Raw genomic sequence first — 20,022 nt, 5'->3', positions numbered from 1 at the left:
CGCGATCAGGCCAAAGACCCGATCCATTCATCCCACACGATGCTCTTAGCTCCGCATAAAAAAGGGGGGTGCGCACAGAGCACCCCCCAATGAACAAAGTGTTTACCTCAGACTAACTCGCTCTCACTCTCTCACTTAGAACCTGTTCAAAATCTGTTCGGGGATCGCATTGGAGTGCAATCGGGATGAGTGGATGCTTCGGGTGCGCCGCATGGGCTCGTGCCCATGCAAGCAGCCGAGGCGTTCAATCGCCCGATTTCACTCCAACCCTGCGGGCAAGTGCCTTGCCGTGCGGTCTGCGGCGTTGCGGCGCTTGCCAATAGCCGGGCTATTGGCTGCACACCGCGCCTTGCATCCCATCCCGGCAAGGTACTTGTGCGCCCCCGAAAAGATCTTGAGCAGGTTCTTACCACCAGACCTCGTACTGCACCCCCACCAGAGTGCGCGAAGTCTTGCCACCGGCACCAAACGTCGAGGCGTTTGCCACCGCAGCAGCTTGGTTCCAATTGGCCTTGGTTACGTACAGGCGCAGCTCAGGGCGCGACCAGAAGTCTTCATTCAGTGCCAGGGCACCGGCCAGCGTGACCTTGCTCAGGCGCTGGTCAGGGCCTGTGCCCTTGCGTGTGGTGGTGGACAGCTCAGCCAAGCCCTTGAAGTTCTTGGTGAACGCGTACGAACCACGGCCACCCAAGGAGAAGTCCTTGGTCTCCACGCCGGTGATGTCGGCCTTGTTGGTCTGGTAGCCAATCAATGCCTGCCCCCCAAAGCGGCCAAACTGCCAGCCAATGGAGTCAGCGATGCGGGTCACGCGCTTGCCAGCCGATTTGCCGTCGATCGATTCAAACTCGCCATCGATGCGGGCATGGCCACGCGAGGCTTGCAGGAACAGGGCGTTGCTCATGCCCTTCGCCAGGAAGTCCTTCTGGTTGTGCGACACCGAAATACCGGAGCCCGAACCCCCGTTGACCTGGCCCGTGCCGCTCACCGAAGTCAGCAACACCCGCAGCTGACCGCCAGGGTTGGTGTTGATTTCGGAGATGTCAGCGTTCAGGCGGCGGGCCTTCACGCCGGTGGGCAGGTTGTTGTCAAACTTGTCACCGGTGAACACGCCCAGGCCCAGCTTGGCGCCGCCCAGCGAAATATCGGTCACGCCAGCGCCCTGGTTGTCGCCGTAGTTCATCAAGAAGTTGTCCACGATGTGGACGTCCTGGATACGCAGGCGGCGCTGACCAGCCCAGAACTTGGCCTCTGGTGCAAAGTCGAAGCCGCTCATTTCCACATAGGCCTGGTCGGTGCCGACATCGCCGCTGCCCCACTTGACGGGCATGTAGTGGACCTTCCACTTGATGCCTGCAGCCTCGAACCGCTTGATCAGGTCGATTTCAATACCGTTGTCTCCCTCGTTACCCAGACGGTACTTTTGCAGCTCACCACCGAGCGCCAGGTTGCCCTTGACACCATCGGTGTGGTTGAACACGGGGCCACCCCGTGAATAACCGGTGAACTCAAAGCCTGCTACGTCCATAGCAAAGGCACCATTCGCGCATGCGGCGGCCAAAGCCACCGCCGTGAGGCGGTTTCTTGTCTTCATTTGGGGTTCTCCTGTTTACTTGTTTTTCGCGGCGGTCGCGATCTTCTTCATGGCATCGGCGACGCTGATCTTGTCGTCGTTCCAGAACTGGCTGACAGCGTCCTTGATGGCGCCTTCGGTGGCGGGCGCGATGGCCATGCCGTGGGCTACGCTGGGGACGAGACCACCGGACTTAGCGGTGTCGGTGAAGTCCTTGGCCGAGGCCTTGGCGCAGTCGTCAAACTTGTCCATCTTCTGGCCTGCACGCACCGGGATGGAGCCCTTGTTCAGGTTGAACACTTCCTGGAACTCTGGGCTCATGATGGAGCTGGCCAGATCGCTCTGCGCCTTTTGCGCGGCGGCGTCCTTGAGCTTGAACAGGATGAACGAGTCCACATTGAAGGTGTAGGCATTGGCCGAGCCAGGGGCTGCCGCGCACATGAAGTCCTTGCCGGGCTGCTTGTTGGCGGCCAGGAACTCACCCTTGGCCCAGTCGCCCATCAGCTGAAAGCCCGCCTTGCCCTGGATGAGCATGGCCGTGGCCAGGTTCCAGTCGCGGCCAGGGGCAGCAGGGTCGGTGTAGCTCTTGATGCGGCGGAAGGTCTCCAGCGACTTCTTCATGGTGTCGCTGTTCAGGGCCTTGTCGTCGAGCTTGATCAGCGCGTCCTGGTAGAACTTGGCGCCACCCACACCCAGCACCACGGATTCAAATGTGGTGAAGTCTTGCCAGTTCTGGCCGCCGTGTGCCACAGGGATCAGCCCAGCGGCCTTGAGCTTGTCTGCCGCAGCGAAGAACTCGTCCCAGGTCTTGGGCATGGCGGCCACGCCAGCCTTTTTCAGGGCTTCGGAGCTGCCCCACATCCAGTTGACGCGGTGCACGTTGACCGGGGCCGCCACATAGGCGCCCTTGTACTTCATGATGTCGGCGACGACCTTGGGCAGCAGGTCATCCCACTTCTCGGCCTTGGCCAGCGAGTCCATGTTGGCCAGCACGCCTTCAGAGGCCCACTCCTGAATGGCGGGGCCCTTGGTCTGCGCCGCAGAGGGAGGGTTGCCAGAGATGACACGGCTCTTGAGCACCGTCATGGCGCTGTCGCCGCCGCCGCCGGCCACGGCAAAGTCACGCCATGTGTGGCCCTTGGCCTGCATGATCTTCTTGAGCTCGGCCGCCGACTTGGCTTCGCCGCCCGAAGTCCAGTAATGCAACACCTCCACCTCTCCCGCATGGGCAGCCACGGCTGCAGCCAGGGTGACCGCGACTGCGGCGACTTTTGTCAACTTCCACATAACCCTTGTCTCCTCGTTGTTTGCATCTGGGCTGATCGACCGGGCTGGTGCGTTCAGCGCAGTTCGTACTTTAATTACAATAATTAAAGAAATTCTCAGGGCTTTCCCTGAGGTGTGACACACAGCTGACACACGGGCACTCGCGAGGGCTTTGCTATGCTCAAACCCATGGCCACGATACTGATCGTCGAAGACGACGCCCTGCTGCTGGACGCGTTGAGCGGACAACTCAAGCAACTTAATTACAGCGTCTGTACCGCGACCAGTGTGGCGCAAGGCACAGCGTTTTTGCAGGAGCAGGCTGTGGATGGAATCATCCTGGACCTGGGCCTGCCCGACGCCGACGGGCTGGACTTGCTCACCTGGGCACGCACCCACATCGAGGGGTTGCCCGTGCTCATCCTCACCGCCCGCGACGGGGTGGACGACCGCGTGCGCGGCCTGAACGCCGGGGCCGACGACTACCTCACCAAGCCCTTCAACATGCAGGAGCTGCAGGCCCGCCTGCAGGCCATGCTGCGCCGCGCGCGCCAGCCCGCCTTCACCCAGGCGAGCAACGCCCAGGGCGGCCCCAGCACCACCATTGGCAGCCTGCATCTGGACCACAACAGCCGCATGGCCGCACTCGACGGCGTGGCACTGGAGCTGACCCAGCGCGAATGGGAGCTGCTGGAGCTGCTGGTGCACCGCTGCGGCGAAGTGGTGACCCGCGAAGACGTGCTCGCCGTGTGGCGCGCCAGCCCGCCCGAGCCGGGGCAAACCGCCGCCCCGCTCAACTCCAACGCGCTGGAGGTGTACGTGCACCGCCTGCGCAAAAAGCTCGACCAATCCAGCCTCAACATCCGCAACATTCGGGGGTTGGGGTACATGCTGAATAAACCGTGAAGTACCCCCTGAGTCGCTGCGCGCCTTCCCCCTTGAAGGGGGACGATGGCCTGTGCTGCGGGGCGGCCCTTGCTGGCCATCCTCGCAATGGCGCCGCGCCAGTGGCATCGGCAGTGGCTGCTGCGCAGCACCCCAGGTAGCCAAAACAATGCGCCAAGTCCCCGGTGTTTCGCTTCAACGCAAGCTGCTGCTGTGGCTGCTGCTGCCGCAGTTGGTGCTGTGGTTGTCGGGTGGTTTTTTGGCGTGGCGGATTGCGCTGCAGAACGGCGAGAAGGGCATCGACCAGACGCTGACGCAGTCGGTGCGGGCGCTGGCGCGGCAGATCAAACCCATTGGGGATGGGCTGCTGGTGGACTTTCCGAAGGCCGCGCAGGACATCCTGGAGCAAGACCCGGCCGACCGCATCACCTACATGGTGTCGTCGCCGCCCGGGCGGTTTTTGTTGGGCAATGCACAGCTGCCCCCGCCACCGCCGGTGAACGTGTTGGTGGACGAGCCGTTTCTCTACCACGCCCGGGTAGACGACCGCCCGGTGCGCGTGGCCCTGCTGGACGTGAACTACGGCACGGGCCCCACGCGCCAAAGCCTGCGCGTGCAGGTGGCGCAGAGCCTGACGGTGCGCGAGCGCATCGCACACGAGCTGCTGGAGCAACTGCTGCTGCCCATGGGCATGATGGGCCTGGTGCTGAGCGCGCTGGTGTACGCCGGGGTGCTGCGCGGGCTGCAGCCCCTCAAGCGGCTGGAGGCGCAGATCAAACGCGCGGGCAAGCGCAACCACAACCCGGCCAACCCCTTGCCACCCATCGAACTCACATCGGCCCCGCAAGAGGTCTATTCGCTGGCCAGCACCATCAACGGCCTGCTCGAAGCAGTGGCGCGCGGCCAGCAAAAGGAAAAGCGCTTTTTGAACGATGCCGCGCACCAGCTGCGCACCCCCCTGGCGGGCCTCATCGGCCAGACCGAGCTGGCCCTGCACGAAAGCCACGAGCCAGAAGTGCGCGAGCGGCTGCAGAAGGTGCTGTCGGCCGCAGAGCGCAGCGCCCACCTGGTGCACCAGCTGCTGCAGCTGGCCCGCTCTGAAAGCAGTGTGGTCATGGAGCCCCTGAACCTGCCGCAACTGGCCTGCGAGGTGGCCCGCGACTGGACGGCCAAGGCCCTGGCGGCGGGCATTGACCTGGGCTACGAAGGCGAGGAACACCTGAGCGTGCTGGGCCACCCCTTGCTGCTGCGCGAGGCGCTGAACAACCTGATCGACAACGCCCTGCACTACGCCGGGCATGGCGCCACCGTCACGGTGCGGGTGTACATCACCGCGCCGGGCATGGCCGCGCTGGTGGTGGAGGACGATGGGCCGGGCGTGCCAGCGGCCCACCTGGGGGATCTGTTCGCACGCTTTTGGCGCGGCTCAGACAAGCCCGGCGGCTGCGGGCTGGGCCTGTCGATTGTGGAAGAAATTGCGCTGCGCCACGGCGGCGAGACGGTGGCGGAAACGGCAGGCCCCCACGGGCTACGGGTCGGGCTGCGTCTGCCACTGGCGTGAGCGCCAGCCAAGCAGCGCCCCCGCTGCCAAGCCAAAACGCTATCAATTCAATAGCTTCCAGCGCTTGTATCTATTGCGCTAGCGCACAAAACAATGCCCAAAGCAAACCCACCAGCCCCTGCGCAAGGGGCTGGTGGCCCTGGCCCTCACAGCGCCAGGATCAGCTTTTCCAGCTTGACGGCATCCACCGCAAACGCACGAATGCCCTCGGCCAGCTTCTCGGTGGCCATGGCGTCTTCGTTCAGCGCGTAGCGGAAACCGGCTTCGTCGTAGTTCACCGCAGGCAGGTCCATCGCCCGGGCTTGGTCGGCGTTCAGGGCGCGCTGCAGCGGGGCATCGCTCGCGGCCAGCTGGGCCAGCAGCTCGGGCGCAATGGTCAGCAGATCGCAGCCTGCAAGGGCCGTGATCTGTCCCACGTTGCGGAAGCTCGCACCCATCACCTCGGTGGCAATGCCAAAGCGCTTGTAGTGGTTGTAGATCTGCGTGACCGACTGCACGCCGGGGTCGTTGGCACCAGCGCGCGCGGCCTCGTCCCAACTCGCGCCCGCCTGCTTTTTGTACCAGTCGTAAATGCGGCCCACGAAGGGCGAGATCAGCTGCACCTTGGCCTGGCCGCAAGCCACCGCCTGGGCAAACGAGAACAGCAGCGTGAGGTTGGTGTGGATGCCCTTGCGCTCCAGTTGCTCGGCCGCCTGGATACCTTCCCAGGTCGCGGCGATCTTGATGAGCACGCGGTCGATGTGGATGCCTTCGGCCTGGTACAGCTCGATGATGCGCTCGGCGCGGGTCACGGTGGCGCTGGTGTCAAAGCTCAGGCGCGCATCCACTTCGGTCGACACACGGCCGGGCACCGTGGCCAGGATTTCGCAGCCAAAGCGCACCAGCAGGCGGTCGATGATTTCGTCCATCGGGCGGCCCTTGAACTTCGCCACCGTGTCTTGCAGCAGCGGGGCGTACTCGGGCTTTTGCACGGCCTTCAAGATCAGCGACGGGTTGGTGGTGGCGTCTTGCGGGCGGAACTGCGCCAGCTGCTTGAAGTCGCCGGTATCGGCAACCACGGTGGTGAACTGTTTGAGGGCGTCGAGCTGATTCATGGCGTAAGTCTCATGGGAGAACAGTGGACAAGCAGGCCCCGCCGCCAGATCGCCTGGCTGGCGCGGCCACCGCAACCCGCAAGTGTAGACGGCTTGTTACTGCCATGGTCCCGAAGGTGAAACCGAGTTACATTGCGGTTACCTCGTTTTCGTTTTTTCTGTGGAACTGACATGCTCGAACGCATCACCGCATCCCTGAGTTCCCTGGCCCCAGCCGAGCAGCGGGTGGCCAAGCTGGTGCTGACCGACCCCCGTGCCTTTGCCCGCCTGCCCGTGCGCGAGCTGGCCGAACGCGCCCATGTGAGCAAGCCCACCGTGGTGCGCTTTTGCCGCAGCATGGGCTACGACGGGCTGGCGGACTTCAAGCTCAAGCTGGCAGGCAGCGTGAGCGAAGGCGTGCCCTTCATCCACCGCAGCGTGGACGTGGACGACAAGACGGGCGACGTGCTGGTGAAGGTGGTGGACAACGCCGTGGCCGCCTTTTTGCAATACCGCAATGCCGCCAGCACCGTGGCGCTGGAGCGCGCGGCCGAGGCCATTGCCAACACCTGGAAAAAAGGCAAGCGCATCGAGTTCTACGGCGTGGGCAACTCGGGCATCGTGGCGCAAGACGCGCAACACAAGTTCTTTCGCCTGGGCGTCACATCGATTGCCACCAGCGACGGCCACATGCAGGTGATGAGCGCCACGCTGCTGGGCCCGGGCGACTGCGCAGTGATCATCTCCAACTCGGGCCGCACCCGCGACCTGATGGACGCAGCCGACATCGCCCGCAAAAACGGCGCCACAACAATAGCCATCACCGCCAGTGGCTCGCCCCTGGCCAGCACCTGCCACATCCACCTGGCCGCCGACCACCCCGAAGGCTACGACCGCTACAGCCCCATGGTTTCGCGCCTGATGCACCTGCTCATCATCGACGTACTGGCCACCTGCGTAGCGCTGCGCATTGGCGGATCGCTGCAGCCCATCCTGCAGCAGATGAAGGAAAACCTGCGGGCCAAGCGCTACGCCTGACCCGGCGGCCCTGGCACACACAGCCCAGGCATCGGTGACGCGGCCAACTCCGCCCAATCAGAAGGTGATGGTGGCGGAGCATGTGGAGTTGCACATGCTGCAATGCGCAGCACCGCCAGGGCAGCTGGTCTCGTTGGCGTTGTTGCCATCGTCGCAAACCTCGCCGGCTTCCACAATGCCGTTGCCGCACATGGCAGGCACGACCACCGGCGTGATGGGCACCCAAGTGCAGGACGAGCTGCACACATTGCAGGAGGTGGCGCCGCCGGGGCAACTGGTTTCGGTGAATGTGTTGCCGTCATCGCAGGCTTCGCCACTCTCCACAATGCCGTTGCCGCACACTGCAGGCACCACCACCGGGATGATGGGCACCCAAGTGCAGGAGGCGCTGCACACATTGCACGAGGTGGCGCCACCAGAGCAACTGGTTTCAGTAACGGTATTGCCGTCGTCGCAGGCTTCACCACTCTCCACAATGCCGTTGCCGCACACGGGCGGCGTGACCGCCGGGCCAATGGGCACCAGCGTGCAGGTAGCGCTGCAGATGGTGCAGTTCGTCGCGCCGCCAGGGCACGTGGTTTCCGTGACGGTATTCCCGTCGTCACAAGCCTCGCCAGCCTCCAAGATGCCATTGCCGCAAGAGGCCGAAACCAAAGGGGCCACAGCAAGCCTTGCAATGCTCCAGCTGCCCGGCTTGTAGCGATTGCTTGCGCGGTATTCCCACTGAAAGTTTCCGGGTGTCGTGGGCGCGCCCAAAGCGAAGCTGCCGTCGGACTGCACGGTCAGCGACGTACCCGCCAAAGGCACCGACCCGCCTACAGCCACCGTGGTCGTGGAGCCCGCCACGCGAATCTCACGCACCTGCATAGCAGGGGTTCCCAGGCTATCGTTGGCCAGCAGTCCGGGGGCCGCGACCGACAGGGGAGTCCCCACGGTCGCGCTGAAAGGCCCATCGTCTTGCGTCACGCCATCACGGATGCCCAGGTCCACGTCATAGCGCAGGTGCAGCGTCGTGCCGTCCAGTTGCACGTACACCGCTGACAACTGCAATGGCCCAGACGCTGCGCTGCTAGCCACCGCAGGCGTGCTGCCCCAGTCGGCCGGGGCGCCGTCCCGCACGATGGCAGACCATGCCACCCCCACCACGAGCAGCAGGCACAGCCCGGCCCCAGACGCCGTCCACCGTCGCAGCCGCGCCGACCGTTGCGTGGCCCAGCCCAGCAAAGCCGCCAGAGCCACCACCCCACCAAGCCCCAGCGCAGGCACGGCCACGGCCCCTGGTGCGGCCAGCAACAGCACACCGCCCGTGCCACCCCCACTGGCCGACAGCAAGGCGGTTGGCGCCATGCTGCCGTCGTTGGTGCTGGCCGCAAAGCCCATGCGCAACGACGACGCTGGCGCCAGCAACTGGGCGTAGCTTTCAACCACATCCACCTGCGCCCCTGCGGCGGCCACACCCAACGACCACCGCAGCGGTGATGCAGGCACAAAGCTGGCGTCCGCCACCAGCACGCCCCCCTGGCAGATTTCGCGCGATACGTCCCCCACGGGGTCGGTGGCACTCAGGTCCACTCGCGTCACCGATGCCATGTCGGCCCCCGTGAACACCCCTGCGGCGGTCGTCACCGTGCAGCCCGTGGCCGGGTTGTTGTCGCTGTCGATCAGCGTGCGCAACTCCATCACCGTTTGTGCATGCGCCGCCCCCAACCCCAAACACAACACCAGAAACAACACCCAGACAGAGCGAAACGGGCGACTCAAAGCAGCGGCTGCAGCAAACATGGAAAGAGGCATGGAGGGGCAAAAGGAAGATTGAGCCGATGCCCAAAAGCACCTGACTCCAAGGTCCGCCCCGACGCACGCATCGCGGACGGCGGCGCATCATACAAACAGCTGCGGGCTTTGCAAAACCTTCAATGCGCAAGCGCGCAGCCCGCAGATGCGGGCAACCATCAACACATCTTTAACTCGCCCAAATGCCTGCAAGGCATGGCACGGCCCGCCGCAGAAAAGCGCGCCCCACCTGTGCGGTGGGGCCACCCAACCTAAGGCGACGCTGAACAAGTCCCCGCGATGCGGCGCGCTCTGCCTGGGGATGGGCAGCAAGGCGCAAACCACAGCAATAGCTACAGCTATTGCGAGGATTTGCAACGCCGCAGACCGCCTCAGGGAGAGATGCGCAGCGCGCGAGGGACTTGTTCAGCGTTGCCCTAAGCCGCCTCAGGCCCAACGCTTGAGCACCAGCGTCGCATTCACCCCGCCAAACCCAAAGCCATTGAGCATGGCGTGCTGCAGCGCCATTTTTCGGGGGTGCAGGGCCACCATGTCCAGCCCCTCGGCCAGGTCGTCGGGTTGCTGCAGGTTCAGCGTGCCCGGCACCACCTGGTCGCGCAGGGCCAGGGTGGTGAAGATGGCGGCCACAGCGCCTGCAGCGCCCAGCAAGTGCCCGGTGGCAGATTTGGTGGAGGCGATAGCCACCGACTTGCCCGTGCCAAACACGCGCCGAATGGCGGCCAGCTCGCCCCGGTCGCCCACGTAGGTGGAGGTGGCGTGCGCGTTCAAATGCTGCACTTCGCTGGCCTCCAGGCCCGCCTGGGCCAGGGCAACTTCCATACTGCGCCGGGCACCGTCGCCATCTTCCGGGCCGGAGGTGATGTGGTACGCATCGGCGGAGGTGCCGTAGCCCACCACCTCCGCCAGGGGCGTGGCACCGCGTGCCAGGGCATGCTCCAGCGATTCAAGCACCAGCATGCCGGCGCCCTCCCCCATCACAAAGCCATCGCGCGCGGCATCAAAGGGGCGCGAAGCCTGCTCGGGGTGGTCTGCGAAGCCTGTGGACAAGGCCTTGGCTGCGGCAAAGCCACCCAGGCTCACGCGGTCGATGGCGGCCTCGGTGCCGCCGCACACTGCCACATCGGCCTCGCCGCAACGGATCATCCGCGCCGCATCGCCAATGGCCTGCACGCTGGCGGCGCAAGCCGTCACCGGCGCGCCCATCGGCCCCTTGAGGCTGTGGCGGATGGACACATGGCCCGCCGCCAGGTTGACCAAAAACGACGGCACGGTGAACGGCGACAGGCGCTGCGGCCCACGGGTATCGGTGGTGCGCACGGCCTCGGCAATGGCGCCAAAGCCGCCGATGCCCGAGGCAATCACGGTGGCGGTGCGCGCCTGCGACCGCGCATCCGCGGGTGCCCAGCCCGCCTGGGCCAAGGCCTGCTGCGCAGCGCCCAGGGCAAAGGGAATGAAGCGGTCCATCTTGCGCTGGTCCTTGGGGGTGGCTGCGGTGTCCGGGTCCCACCCACCCTCGGGGTCCTCGGCCAGCGTGGGCACGGTGCCCGCCACTTTGGCGGCCATGCCGTCCACCACTGCATCCGGCAAGCGGCGCAGGCCCGATACGCCCTGCAGCAGGCGCCGCCAGGCCAATTCCACGCCGCAGCCCAGCGGCGATACCAACCCCATTCCGGTGATCACCACGCGTTGCACTTTGCCATCCACATTCGCCATTGCCAGTCCTTGGTTTTCAACACAGCGCGAAGCCATGCTTTTATGATTGCGTCCGTCATCATAAGTGGATCAGCGTCTTTTGCGCAAATCCATCATCAAAAGAAGATTCCATGAAAGTCACGAAATCGCAGTCTGCAGAAAACCGCCAAGGCATCGTGGACGCCGCAGCCCGCCTGTACCGCGAGCGTGGCTTGACGGGCGTGGGGGTGGCCGACATCACCCGCGATGCTGGGCTGACCCACGGTGGCCTGTACCGCCACTTTGAGAACAAGGACGCCCTGGTGCGGGAGGCCTGCGCGCGTGCACTGGAATGGTCCATCGCGTCACTGGACGGAATGTGTGACCCCGGCGATCCAGCGGCCACCGGGCTGGTCGCCAAGGTGAACAACTATCTGTCACCCCAACACCGCGACCACCCCGGCGAAGGCTGCGCCGTGGCCGCCCTGGCGGTGGACGCCGCGCGCGCTGGTGGTGGGCTGTCAGAGGTGCTTACCCAAGGCATCGAGCGCAACATCGAACGCTTTGCCCGGCTGGTGGAAGGTCTGGAACAAGGCAACCCGAGCCCCGAAAGCCGCACCCAGGCGATGCACATGCTGGCCACCATGGTCGGCGGCCTGGTACTGGCCCGCGCCACCGTGGCCGCCAACCCCGCGCTTTCCGACAACATCCTGGCCACCCTGCGCGAGCACCTGACTCCGCCCACCGAAGCCCCAGCACCCAAAACCCGAAAAAGCCGCAGTGGTGTGGCTACCCACGGCAGCGCCCGAAGCAAAGCCAAAGGGAAGTGATGCCTTTAGGTCGAAGACCCTTATTTAGAAAGCGCTGGCAGCTATTGAATTGATAGTGATTGCATTGATCGTTTCCGCCCGTTCGGGCTGAGCCCGTCGAAGCCGGGGCTTGTGTGTTGATCTTGCGGCATGCCTGTGCTGAGGGCGGGTGCCGGGATGTGCCCCCGGCGGGGCACCTTCTTTTCTTGCGTCGCCAAGAAAAGAAGGCAAAAGAAGGCGACCCCACTGTCTGCGTCCCCAGCGCTACGCACTGGGGCAACCTGCGGTGCTCGCGTCCAGCGGGGTCTCGCTCAAACTCGCTGCGCTCAAACAGTCGCGAGCCCTGATCCGCTGGCCGCTGCGCTCCTCGGCGCATACAGAGGGGCTGGGCAGCCAACATCCATTCGGGCCATCGCTGCGCTCGGCCCCACTTCGCGGGCGCATGCGCTCCGCGCTGGGCCAATCAGGTCGAGCGCAGCGACGACCCGAACGGCTGTTTGGATGTTCGGCTGTTTGGCTATCCACCCCCTGTGGCTGCGCCTGCGTCGGGGCGGTTGCGGGGTGGCATGGGCGTCGAAGCGCCCATGCTTCGTCATCTGACTCGCTGCGGCTGTTTGAACGGAGCGCCCCAGGCGCGCAGTGAGTTCCGCAGCGCACCCCGCAACCGCCACGACGCAGGTTTGCCCCGAAGCGCAGCGAAGGGGTCGCAGACTTGGGGTCGCCCTTTCTTTGGTGACTTTCTTTCGGCGAAGCGAAAGAAAGTTACTGCGCCGCCGGGCGCACTCCCCGGCTCCCGCCCTCAGCACAGGCATGCAACCAGATCAACGATCAAGCCAAGGCTTCGACAAGCTCAGCCCGAACGGGGGAGGAAGCCAAGGCAATCACTACAAATTCCATAGCTGCCAGCGCTCATCCAGCGGGCACCAGCCAACATTTCCATCAAAGCCCCGCCCCTCACCTTCCAAAACCTGTGCGCAAACGCACATCCCCCCAAGACCACATCCAGCGAAACTACAAGTCTTCCAACACATTCAGCGCAAGGGACGCACCATGAACACCAAACACATCGCCATGCCACCCGCCACCCCGAACACCGACGACGTCGGCAAGCTCGTGCTGCGTGTCGCCATCGGCCTGCTCGTGCTGCTGCACGGCATCTTCAAAATCACGCACGGCGTGGGCTTCATCGGCGGCATGCTCGACAAAGCGGGCCTGCCCGGCTTCCTGGCCTATGGCGTGTACATCGGTGAAGTGGTGGCGCCCCTGATGATGCTGCTGGGCGTGGGCGCCCGCGCCGGGGCGGCCATTGTGGTGGCCAACATGCTGGTGGCCCTGGGTCTGGTGCACATGGGCGACCTGTTCGTCATCACCAAACAAGGCGGCTGGGCGCTGGAGCTGCAGGGCCTGTACCTGTTCGGCGCACTGGCCGTGGCCCTGCTGGGCGCAGGCCGCTACAGCGTGATGCAGCCTAGCCGCGTGAACTGAAGACGCTACGTTTTTAATAGCTGCTAGCGCTTATTTAATAAGCGCTAGCAGGCCATTTCACTTCAAAAACCCAAACCCAAACCCAACGCCAACCCACTCAATTGGCAAAGCTCTTGGTGCTGTACAGCTCCACGGGCAGGCGCTTGAGGGTGGGCAGGCCGGTGACGGCATCCTTGGCCTGCTTGTCGATGTAGCTGAAGAACACATCGGCATCGAGCACGCCAATGTCCAGGCGGCGCGCGGCGGGCACGGCGGCCAAGGTCTTGTAGCCGTCGCCGCCGGTGGCGTTGAAGCTCAGCACAAACAGCTTGTAGGTCTTGGCCAGGTCGATCGCCGCCCACACGCCGGTGGTGGGGTTGCGCACTTCGATGTTGCTGGCACGCGCGCCCTTGGTGGCCTTGGCGTTCACGTCAAAGCGCAGGCCGCCGGTGTAGGGGTACGGGCCGGTGGAGCCGCCCGTGCCAAAGGTGGCCTCCAGTCCATCTTCGAGCATGCCCTTCACTTCTTGCCCCGTCACATCCAGGCGGAACAACATGTTGCCAAACGGCAGCACCTGGATGATCTGCGCTGCAGTCACCGTGCCTTGCAGCGGGATGCGCACACCGCCGCCGCTTTGCAGGCTGATGTCGGCCCCGCCGTACTGGGCGTTGGCCACCTCCAGGTAGGCCTGGGCCACCAGTTGCTGGATGTCGCCACCGCGCAGGCTCACGCTGCCTTCGGCCGTGCAGGCGGCGCTGGAGCGGCTGTAGTCCACCGAGCCCACCCCGCCCGGCACGCGGCGCGAGCACAGCTCTTGCGGCACCACGGCGGCCTGGGTCTGGTTGAACACGGCCACACGGTCCTTGAACGGCTGCAGCGCGGCCGTGGCGCTGGCTGCAGGCTGGGTGATGCGCAAGAAGCCCGTGGCGGCTGCGCTGGCCTTGAGGGCGGTTTTCTCCGCGTCGGTCGCGGCCTTGCCGCCGATGGTGAAGTTGTCGCCAATCAGCACATGCGGCGTGCCCTTGCATTGGCTGACGTTGCCCTGCGCATCAAAGCTCACCTTCAGCTCGCCCACCACCTGGGCGTATTCCCACGCCTGCACCACGCACACGGGCTTGCCGTCCTTGTCGGTGAGCTGGGTGGGGTAGGCGCCACCGGGCGTGCCCACGCCCGTGGTCGTCAGGCCCACGGGGCCGAGCAGGGTGTGCGAATCCGCGCCCACCACCACGTCCACGCCGCTGAGCTTGGGCGCAATCTGCAGGTCGTACTCGTAGCCCACGTGGCTCATCACGATGATCTTGTTGATGCCCTGGTTGCGCAGGCGGTCGATCTCGCGCTGGGCGGCGGTGGTTTCGTCTTCAAAAGTGGTGTCCGCATCGGGGCTGGACGAGGCCTTGGTCTTTTGCGCAATGGTCAGGCCCACGATGCCGATCTTTTGCCCGCCACGCTCCACCACGGTGGAGGGGCTGACGTAGCCCGGCGCGCGGCTGGCGTTGAGGGCCGAGTTGGCACCGAACTGCACATTGGCGCTGAGCACGGGCGTCTTGCAAGTGCCTTTGCGCAGCAGGTCGATAAAGCCCTTGAGGCCGCTGTCGCCCTTGTCAAACTCGTGGTTGCCCAGCGTGAAGGCGTCAAAGCACACGGTGTTCATCATGGCCGCGTCGGCCTCGCCGTTGCTGCCTGCGCGGTTGAAGTACAGCGTGCCCGTCAGCGCATCGCCCGCGTGCAGCTTGAGCACGTTGGTGCTCTGCGCCGCCAGTTCGCCGATGGCGGCCGTGACGCGGGGAAAGCCCGCAGCGTCCACCGCCACGTCCACCGCGCTGGCGCCACCGGCCGAGAGCTTGAGGGTTTTGGACTTGCTCTCCAGCGTGGAGTGGTGGTCGTTGATGTGCAGGATGGTCAGCTCCAGCGGCTGGCCCGCATCGTCGCTGCCCGAGCCACCGCACGCCACCAAGGCCCCGGCCACGGCCAGTGCCAGCGCGCCCATGCGCAACCCACGTCCTGCGCTCCACTGCTTTGCCCACATCGTTGTCATCGCAAATCCCTCTGTATCGGTTCAACCAAACGGCGATGGTGGGAGGTGTGCATGACAGGGCGATGAAACCCCGGGCCGGTGCGGGCCCCAAAACAAACAAGCTCCCGAGGGAGCCTGTTGTAAAGAAATCGGCCTCTAGCGCTTTATAAATAATCGCTAGCAGCTACGCATTTGATAGCAATCACTTCAAATACGCCCCTCTTCCACCGCATGGCACGCAATGCGGATGCCGCCAATGCTCAGCAGCTGGGGCCGCTCGGCGCGGCAGCGGTCGTTGACATGCGGGCAGCGGGGATTGAAGGCGCAGCCGGGGGGCGGGTTCAAGGGGTTGGGCACCTCGCCCTGCACGGGGGTGCGGGCCTTGCCGGTGTCGTGCATCTTGGGGATGGCATCGAGCAGCATGCGCGTGTACGGGTGGCGGGGCGTATCGAACAGCGTGTGCTTGTCGGCCAGCTCCACCAGTCGGCCCAGGTACATCACGCCGACCTGATCGCTCACATGGCGTACCACGGCCAGGTTGTGGCTGATGAACAGGTAGGTGAGTTGCCGCTGGCGCTGCAGGTCCTTCATGATGTTGAGCACCTGGGCCTGCACCGACACATCCAGCGCGCTGGTGGGCTCGTCGCACACCAAAAACTCAGGCTCGGTGGCCAGGGCCCGCGCGATGGAGATGCGCTGGCGCTGCCCGCCCGAGAACTGGTGCGGGTACTTGACCATGTCCAGCGGCGACAGGCCCACCGACTGCAGCAGCTCGCCCACGCGTTGCTTGAGCTCGGCCTTGTCGGTGATGAGGCCATGCTCCTTCAGCGGCTCGCCAATGATGTCCTCCACCAGCCAGCGGGGGTTCAGGCTGGCGTAGGGGTCTTGAAAAATCATCTGGATGCGGCGGCGCATGGCCTTGGCATCGCTGCCCTTGAAAGCGGCATGGGCGTCTTGCCCATCAAACGTGAGGCCGCCGCGCGTGGGGTCGTACAGGCCCACCAGCAGGCGGGCCACGGTGCTCTTGCCGCAGCCAGATTCGCCCACCAGGGCCAGCGTCTTGCCCTTTTCGATCTCGAAGCTCACGCCGTCCACGGCGTGCAGCAGCGTGCGGGGCTTGCCCTCCAGCACGCGGTTGAGCCAGGGGGCCGAGACGTCGAAGGTCTTGGCCAGGTCGTGCGCCTGCACCAGGGGCTTTTGACTGGCGTGGGGCGTGGGGTTCACGGCGCTGCTCATGCGGCCACCTTGGTGTTGTCAGCAGCGTGCAGCCAGCAGGCAGCGCGGGTGTTTCCGGCACTCATCAGGTCGGGGCGTTCGGTCATGCAGCGGTCAAAGGTTTGGGGACAGCGCGGGTTGTAGGCGCAGCCCTTGGGAATGGCGTTCAGGCGCGGCATGGCACCGTCGATCTGGTTCAGGCGCTCGCGGTCTTGCTCCATGTCGGGGATGGAGGCCATGAGGCCGCTGGTGTAGGGGTGCGATGGCTTGTTGATCACGTCATGCACCGGGCCAATCTCGGCCACGCGCCCGGCGTACAGCACGGCCACGCGGTCGCAGGTCTCGGCGATCACGCCCATGTCGTGCGTGATGAGCATGACGGCTGCACCACGCGATTTGCAGATGTTTTTCAGCAGCGTGATGATCTGCGCCTGGATGGACACATCCAGCGCCGTGGTGGGCTCGTCGGCCACGATGAGCTTGGGCTCGGCAGCCAGGGCCAGGGCAATCACCACGCGCTGGCGCATGCCGCCCGAGAACTGGTGCGGGTAGTGGTCAATGCGCGCCTCGGCCGCCGGAATGCCGGTGTCCTTGAGCAGCTGGATGGCGCGCTGGCGAGCTTCTGCCGCATTCACGGGCAGGTGGGCCAGGATGGTTTCCGTCAACTGGCGACCCACGGTGTACAGCGGGTTCAGCGAGGTGAGCGGGTCTTGAAAAATGGCCCCGATGCGCCGACCACGGATATGGCGCATTTCATCGTTGCTGAGGTTGTCGATGCGCTGGCCTTCCAGCAGGATCTGGCCCGAGGCCACGCGGCCTGGAGGCTCGAGCAGGCCGATGATGGCCGCACCGGTGAGCGACTTGCCCGCGCCCGATTCACCCACCACGCCCAGGATCTCGCCGGGTGCGATGGAGAAGGAAATGTCGTCCAGAGCGCGCAGGGTGCCGCGACGGCTCGGGAATTCGACAACGAGGTTTTTGACTTCTAGGAGACTCATGGGGTGGTCACTTCTTCTTGTTCAACGCAGGCGGGGGTTCAAGGCGTCACGCAACCAGTCGCCCAGCAGGTTCACCGACAGCGCAATCAGCACCAGCATGGCACCGGGGAACACGGTGATCCACCACTCGCCAGAGAACAGGTAGTCGTTGCCGATGCGGATGAGCGTGCCCAACGAAGGGGATGTGGGCGGTGCGCCCACGCCCAAGAAGGACAGCGTGGCCTCGGTGATGATCGCCGTGGCCACCTGGATGGTGGCCAGCACCATGACCGGGCCCAGCACGTTGGGCAGCACGTGCTTGCGCATGATGCGCAGCGAAGACACGCCGGTGACGCGGGCGGCCTGCACGTATTCCTTGTTGCGCTCGACCAGCGTGGAGCCGCGCACCGTGCGCGCGTATTGCACCCAGCCGGTGAGCGAGATGGACAAGATCAGCACGCCAAAGGCCAAGGACTCGTGCGCATTGGGGAACAGCGCCCGGCCCACACCGGCAATCAGCAAGGCCACCAGGATGGCGGGGAAGGACAGCATCACATCGCACAGGCGCATGAGCACAGCATCGATCCAGCCGCCCCGAAAGCCCGCCAGCAAGCCCAAAGCCACGCCCACCACCACTGACAGCAGCACCGAGGCCAGGCCCACCACCAGCGAGATGCGGGCGCCGTAGATCAGCGCAGAGAGGATGTCACGGCCCTGGTCGTCGGTGCCCAGCAGGTACTTGGCGGTGCCGTGTTCGCTCCAGGCCGGAGGCAGGCGGGCATCGCCCAGCTCCAGCGTGGCCAGGTCAAACGGGTTGTGCGGCGCCACCCAGCCCGCAAAGACGGAGCAGACCACGCACACCAGGGCAATGAAGGCGGCCACCATCGCCATGGGCGATGTGCGGAAGCTGTAGCCAACGTCGCTGTCGAGCCAGCGGGCAAGTGTTTTTTTCATCGTAGAAACCAGAGACATCCGCACACGCACCGGGCTTGTGGCCTGGGTGCATGGCGGTCAGTAAAACAAGCTAAGTCCAGCGCCACTGAGCGCAAGCCAGCAAAAGAGACCTCAAAGAAAACGCGAAACCATCAAGGGATGCTGATCCACTTGAAGTGCATGAAGTTGTCAGCCAACTGCACGATCTTGACCTTCTTGCTCACGCCCCAGGCCAGGGCCTGCTGGTGCAGCGGAATGTGGCCGATGTCGGCGGCGTGCAGATCAAACGCTTCCTTGATGTAGGCGTTGCGCTTGGTCTTGTCGGTCTCGGCCTGGACTTTCTTGGTCAGCTCGTCCACTGCGGGGTTGCAGTAGGCGCCCAGGTTGAACTGTCCAGCGCCCTTGTCGTCCACGCAGGCCATGATGGCATTCAGGGCGTTGTGCGCGTCGTAGGTGGCGGGGGTCCAGCCCAGCATATAGAAGCTGGTGTCGCGGCGCAGCACCTTGGGGAAATACGTGCCCTTGGTTTCGGCCTGCAGATTGACCTTGACGTTGATGCGAGAGAGGTTGGCGGCCACGGTCTGGCAGATGCGGCCATCGTTCACATAGCGGTCGTTGGGACAGTTCATGCCCACCTCAAAACCGTTGGGGTAGCCAGCCTCGGCCATGAGCTTCTTGGCGGCTTCGACGTCGTAAGGCAGGCGCTTCATGTCGGGTTGAAAGCCGTTGACGCCGGGCCCAATCATCTGCGCCGAGGGGTTGGACGCACCGCGCATCACGGTCTTCTTGATGCCCTCGATGTCGATGGCCTGGTAGAAGGCCTGGCGCACGCGCTTGTCCTTGAAGGGGTTCTTGCCCTTGACGTTGGAGTACAGCAGCTCGTCGCGCTTTTGGTCCATGCCCAGGAAGATGGTGCGCAGCTCTGGGCCCGTGATGGCGCGGGTGTTGGCGCTGCTGTTGACGCGGTCGATGTCCTGCACGGGCACGGGTTCCATCACGTCCACTTCGCCCGAGAGCAAGGCGGCCACGCGGGTGGCGTCGTTGCCGATGGGGGTGAACACCACCTCGGTCACGTTGCCTTCAATCTTGCCCCAGTAGGAGCCATTGCGCGTGAACACGGTGCGCACGTTGGGCTGGCGCTCGCGCACGCGGAAGGGGCCGGTGCCGTTGGCGCGGAACGAGGCCGCATTCTCAATGCCCTTGCGGCGGTCCACGGGCACGGTGGCCTGGTTGGTCTCGCACCATTTTTTGCTCATGATGTACACGAGCGAGAGCACGTCGGGCAGGATGGGGAACGGCGTCTTGGTCTCGATCTCGACCGTGTGGCTGTCGATCTTGCGCACTTCCTTGAAGTCGTTGGTGTAGCTCTTCATGTCAGAGCCTTCAACCTGGGTGCGGGCCAGGCTGAACAACACGTCGTCGGCCGTGAAGGGGCTGCCGTCGTGAAACTGCACGCCCTTGCGCAGTTCAAACCGCCACACGGTGGGGGCGGTCTGCTTCCAACTGGTGGCCAATGCGGGGGCCAGGCTCAGGTCTTTGTTGCGGCCCACCAGGGGTTCGTACACGTTGCCCGTCACGCTCAATTGCAGGGTTTCGTTGAGCGAGTGGGGGTCCATCGACAGGGAGTCCCCCTGGTTGGCGATGCGCACGGTCTGCGCACTGACCACGAGGCCTGCAGCAGACAAGGCGACAAACAATGCTGTCGCGGTGATTTTCCGTTGGATGCTCATGCGGTTCTCCTGGGAGGGTGGG

15 protein-coding genes are annotated in these 20,022 nt (G+C 64.7%); 5 read left to right on the top strand and 10 right to left on the bottom strand.

Annotation, left to right across the window (positions count from 1 at the left end; genetic code table 11):
* Window positions 1–406 precede the first annotated feature (406 nt).
* Window positions 407–1,525: a carbohydrate porin gene (locus tag CLU88_RS19135; protein WP_099657957.1), complete on the bottom strand. Its 1,119-nt coding sequence runs from the start codon at window positions 1,523–1,525 to the stop codon at window positions 407–409.
* An 81-nt stretch (window positions 1,526–1,606) separates the two neighbouring features.
* Window positions 1,607–2,857, bottom strand: coding sequence for an ABC transporter substrate-binding protein (locus tag CLU88_RS19130; protein ID WP_099657956.1), 1,251 nt, complete (start codon window positions 2,855–2,857; stop codon window positions 1,607–1,609).
* A 168-nt stretch (window positions 2,858–3,025) separates the two neighbouring features.
* On the opposite strand from CLU88_RS19130, the gene CLU88_RS19125 reads away from it, so the two are divergent.
* Window positions 3,026–3,742, top strand: a complete 717-nt coding sequence (locus CLU88_RS19125) for a response regulator transcription factor (protein WP_099659013.1) — start codon at window positions 3,026–3,028, stop codon at window positions 3,740–3,742.
* 148 nt (window positions 3,743–3,890) lie between these two features.
* The gene (locus tag CLU88_RS19120; RefSeq protein ID WP_099659012.1) at window positions 3,891–5,282 is read left to right on the top strand and encodes a sensor histidine kinase; all 1,392 of its coding nucleotides are present in this window, start codon (window positions 3,891–3,893) and stop codon (window positions 5,280–5,282) included.
* Window positions 5,283–5,428: 146 nt separating this feature from the next.
* Here CLU88_RS19120 and tal read toward each other — a convergent pair whose 3' ends face one another.
* Window positions 5,429–6,376, bottom strand: a complete 948-nt coding sequence (gene tal / locus CLU88_RS19115; protein WP_099657955.1) for a transaldolase — start codon at window positions 6,374–6,376, stop codon at window positions 5,429–5,431.
* Between the two features lie 171 nt (window positions 6,377–6,547).
* Here tal and CLU88_RS19110 point away from each other — a divergent pair, with 171 nt between their 5' ends.
* Window positions 6,548–7,393, top strand: a complete 846-nt coding sequence (locus CLU88_RS19110) for a MurR/RpiR family transcriptional regulator (RefSeq protein ID WP_099657954.1) — start codon at window positions 6,548–6,550, stop codon at window positions 7,391–7,393.
* Between the two features lie 57 nt (window positions 7,394–7,450).
* Here the strand turns inward: CLU88_RS19110 and CLU88_RS19105 are convergent, their stop codons facing one another.
* Together CLU88_RS19105 and fabF are read right to left on the bottom strand one after the other, a co-directional pair.
* The gene (locus CLU88_RS19105; RefSeq protein WP_099657953.1) at window positions 7,451–9,175 is read right to left on the bottom strand and encodes a hypothetical protein; all 1,725 of its coding nucleotides are present in this window, start codon (window positions 9,173–9,175) and stop codon (window positions 7,451–7,453) included.
* Window positions 9,176–9,613: 438 nt separating this feature from the next.
* A complete protein-coding gene (fabF, locus tag CLU88_RS19100) occupies window positions 9,614–10,900 on the bottom strand; it encodes a beta-ketoacyl-ACP synthase II (RefSeq protein ID WP_099657952.1) in 1,287 nt (428 codons plus the stop codon).
* Window positions 10,901–11,010: 110 nt separating this feature from the next.
* Here fabF and CLU88_RS19095 point away from each other — a divergent pair, with 110 nt between their 5' ends.
* Both CLU88_RS19095 and CLU88_RS19085 read left to right on the top strand, forming a co-directional pair.
* On the top strand, window positions 11,011–11,688 hold the full coding sequence (locus CLU88_RS19095; protein WP_099657951.1) for a TetR/AcrR family transcriptional regulator: 678 nt from the start codon (window positions 11,011–11,013) through the stop codon (window positions 11,686–11,688).
* A gap of 1,029 nt (window positions 11,689–12,717) precedes the next feature.
* Window positions 12,718–13,152, top strand: a complete 435-nt coding sequence (locus CLU88_RS19085) for a DoxX family protein (protein ID WP_099657949.1) — start codon at window positions 12,718–12,720, stop codon at window positions 13,150–13,152.
* A gap of 97 nt (window positions 13,153–13,249) precedes the next feature.
* On the opposite strand, the gene CLU88_RS19080 is transcribed toward CLU88_RS19085, so the two are convergent.
* From CLU88_RS19080 to CLU88_RS19060, 5 genes are all read right to left on the bottom strand, one after another.
* Window positions 13,250–15,166 (bottom strand): bifunctional UDP-sugar hydrolase/5'-nucleotidase, encoded by a 1,917-nt coding sequence (locus tag CLU88_RS19080; RefSeq protein ID WP_099657948.1) that lies wholly within the window; start codon window positions 15,164–15,166, stop codon window positions 13,250–13,252.
* A gap of 186 nt (window positions 15,167–15,352) precedes the next feature.
* Window positions 15,353–16,381 carry an ABC transporter ATP-binding protein gene (locus tag CLU88_RS19075; RefSeq protein WP_099657947.1) on the bottom strand — a complete coding sequence of 343 codons (1,029 nt, stop codon included), beginning with the start codon at window positions 16,379–16,381 and terminating at the stop codon, window positions 15,353–15,355.
* A complete protein-coding gene (locus tag CLU88_RS19070; protein WP_099657946.1) occupies window positions 16,378–17,358 on the bottom strand; it encodes an ABC transporter ATP-binding protein in 981 nt (326 codons plus the stop codon). The genes CLU88_RS19075 and CLU88_RS19070 overlap by 4 nt, the downstream gene beginning before the upstream one ends.
* Before the next feature lie 21 nt (window positions 17,359–17,379).
* On the bottom strand, window positions 17,380–18,291 hold the full coding sequence (locus CLU88_RS19065) for an ABC transporter permease (protein WP_099657945.1): 912 nt from the start codon (window positions 18,289–18,291) through the stop codon (window positions 17,380–17,382).
* Window positions 18,292–18,422: 131 nt separating this feature from the next.
* The gene (locus CLU88_RS19060) at window positions 18,423–20,000 is read right to left on the bottom strand and encodes an ABC transporter substrate-binding protein (protein WP_099657944.1); all 1,578 of its coding nucleotides are present in this window, start codon (window positions 19,998–20,000) and stop codon (window positions 18,423–18,425) included.
* Window positions 20,001–20,022 lie beyond the last annotated feature (22 nt).

Source organism: Acidovorax sp. 56 (genome assembly GCF_002749705.1).
Taxonomy (GTDB): Bacteria; Pseudomonadota; Gammaproteobacteria; order Burkholderiales; family Burkholderiaceae_C; genus Acidovorax.
This window is presented reverse-complemented; position numbering and strand designations above follow the sequence as displayed.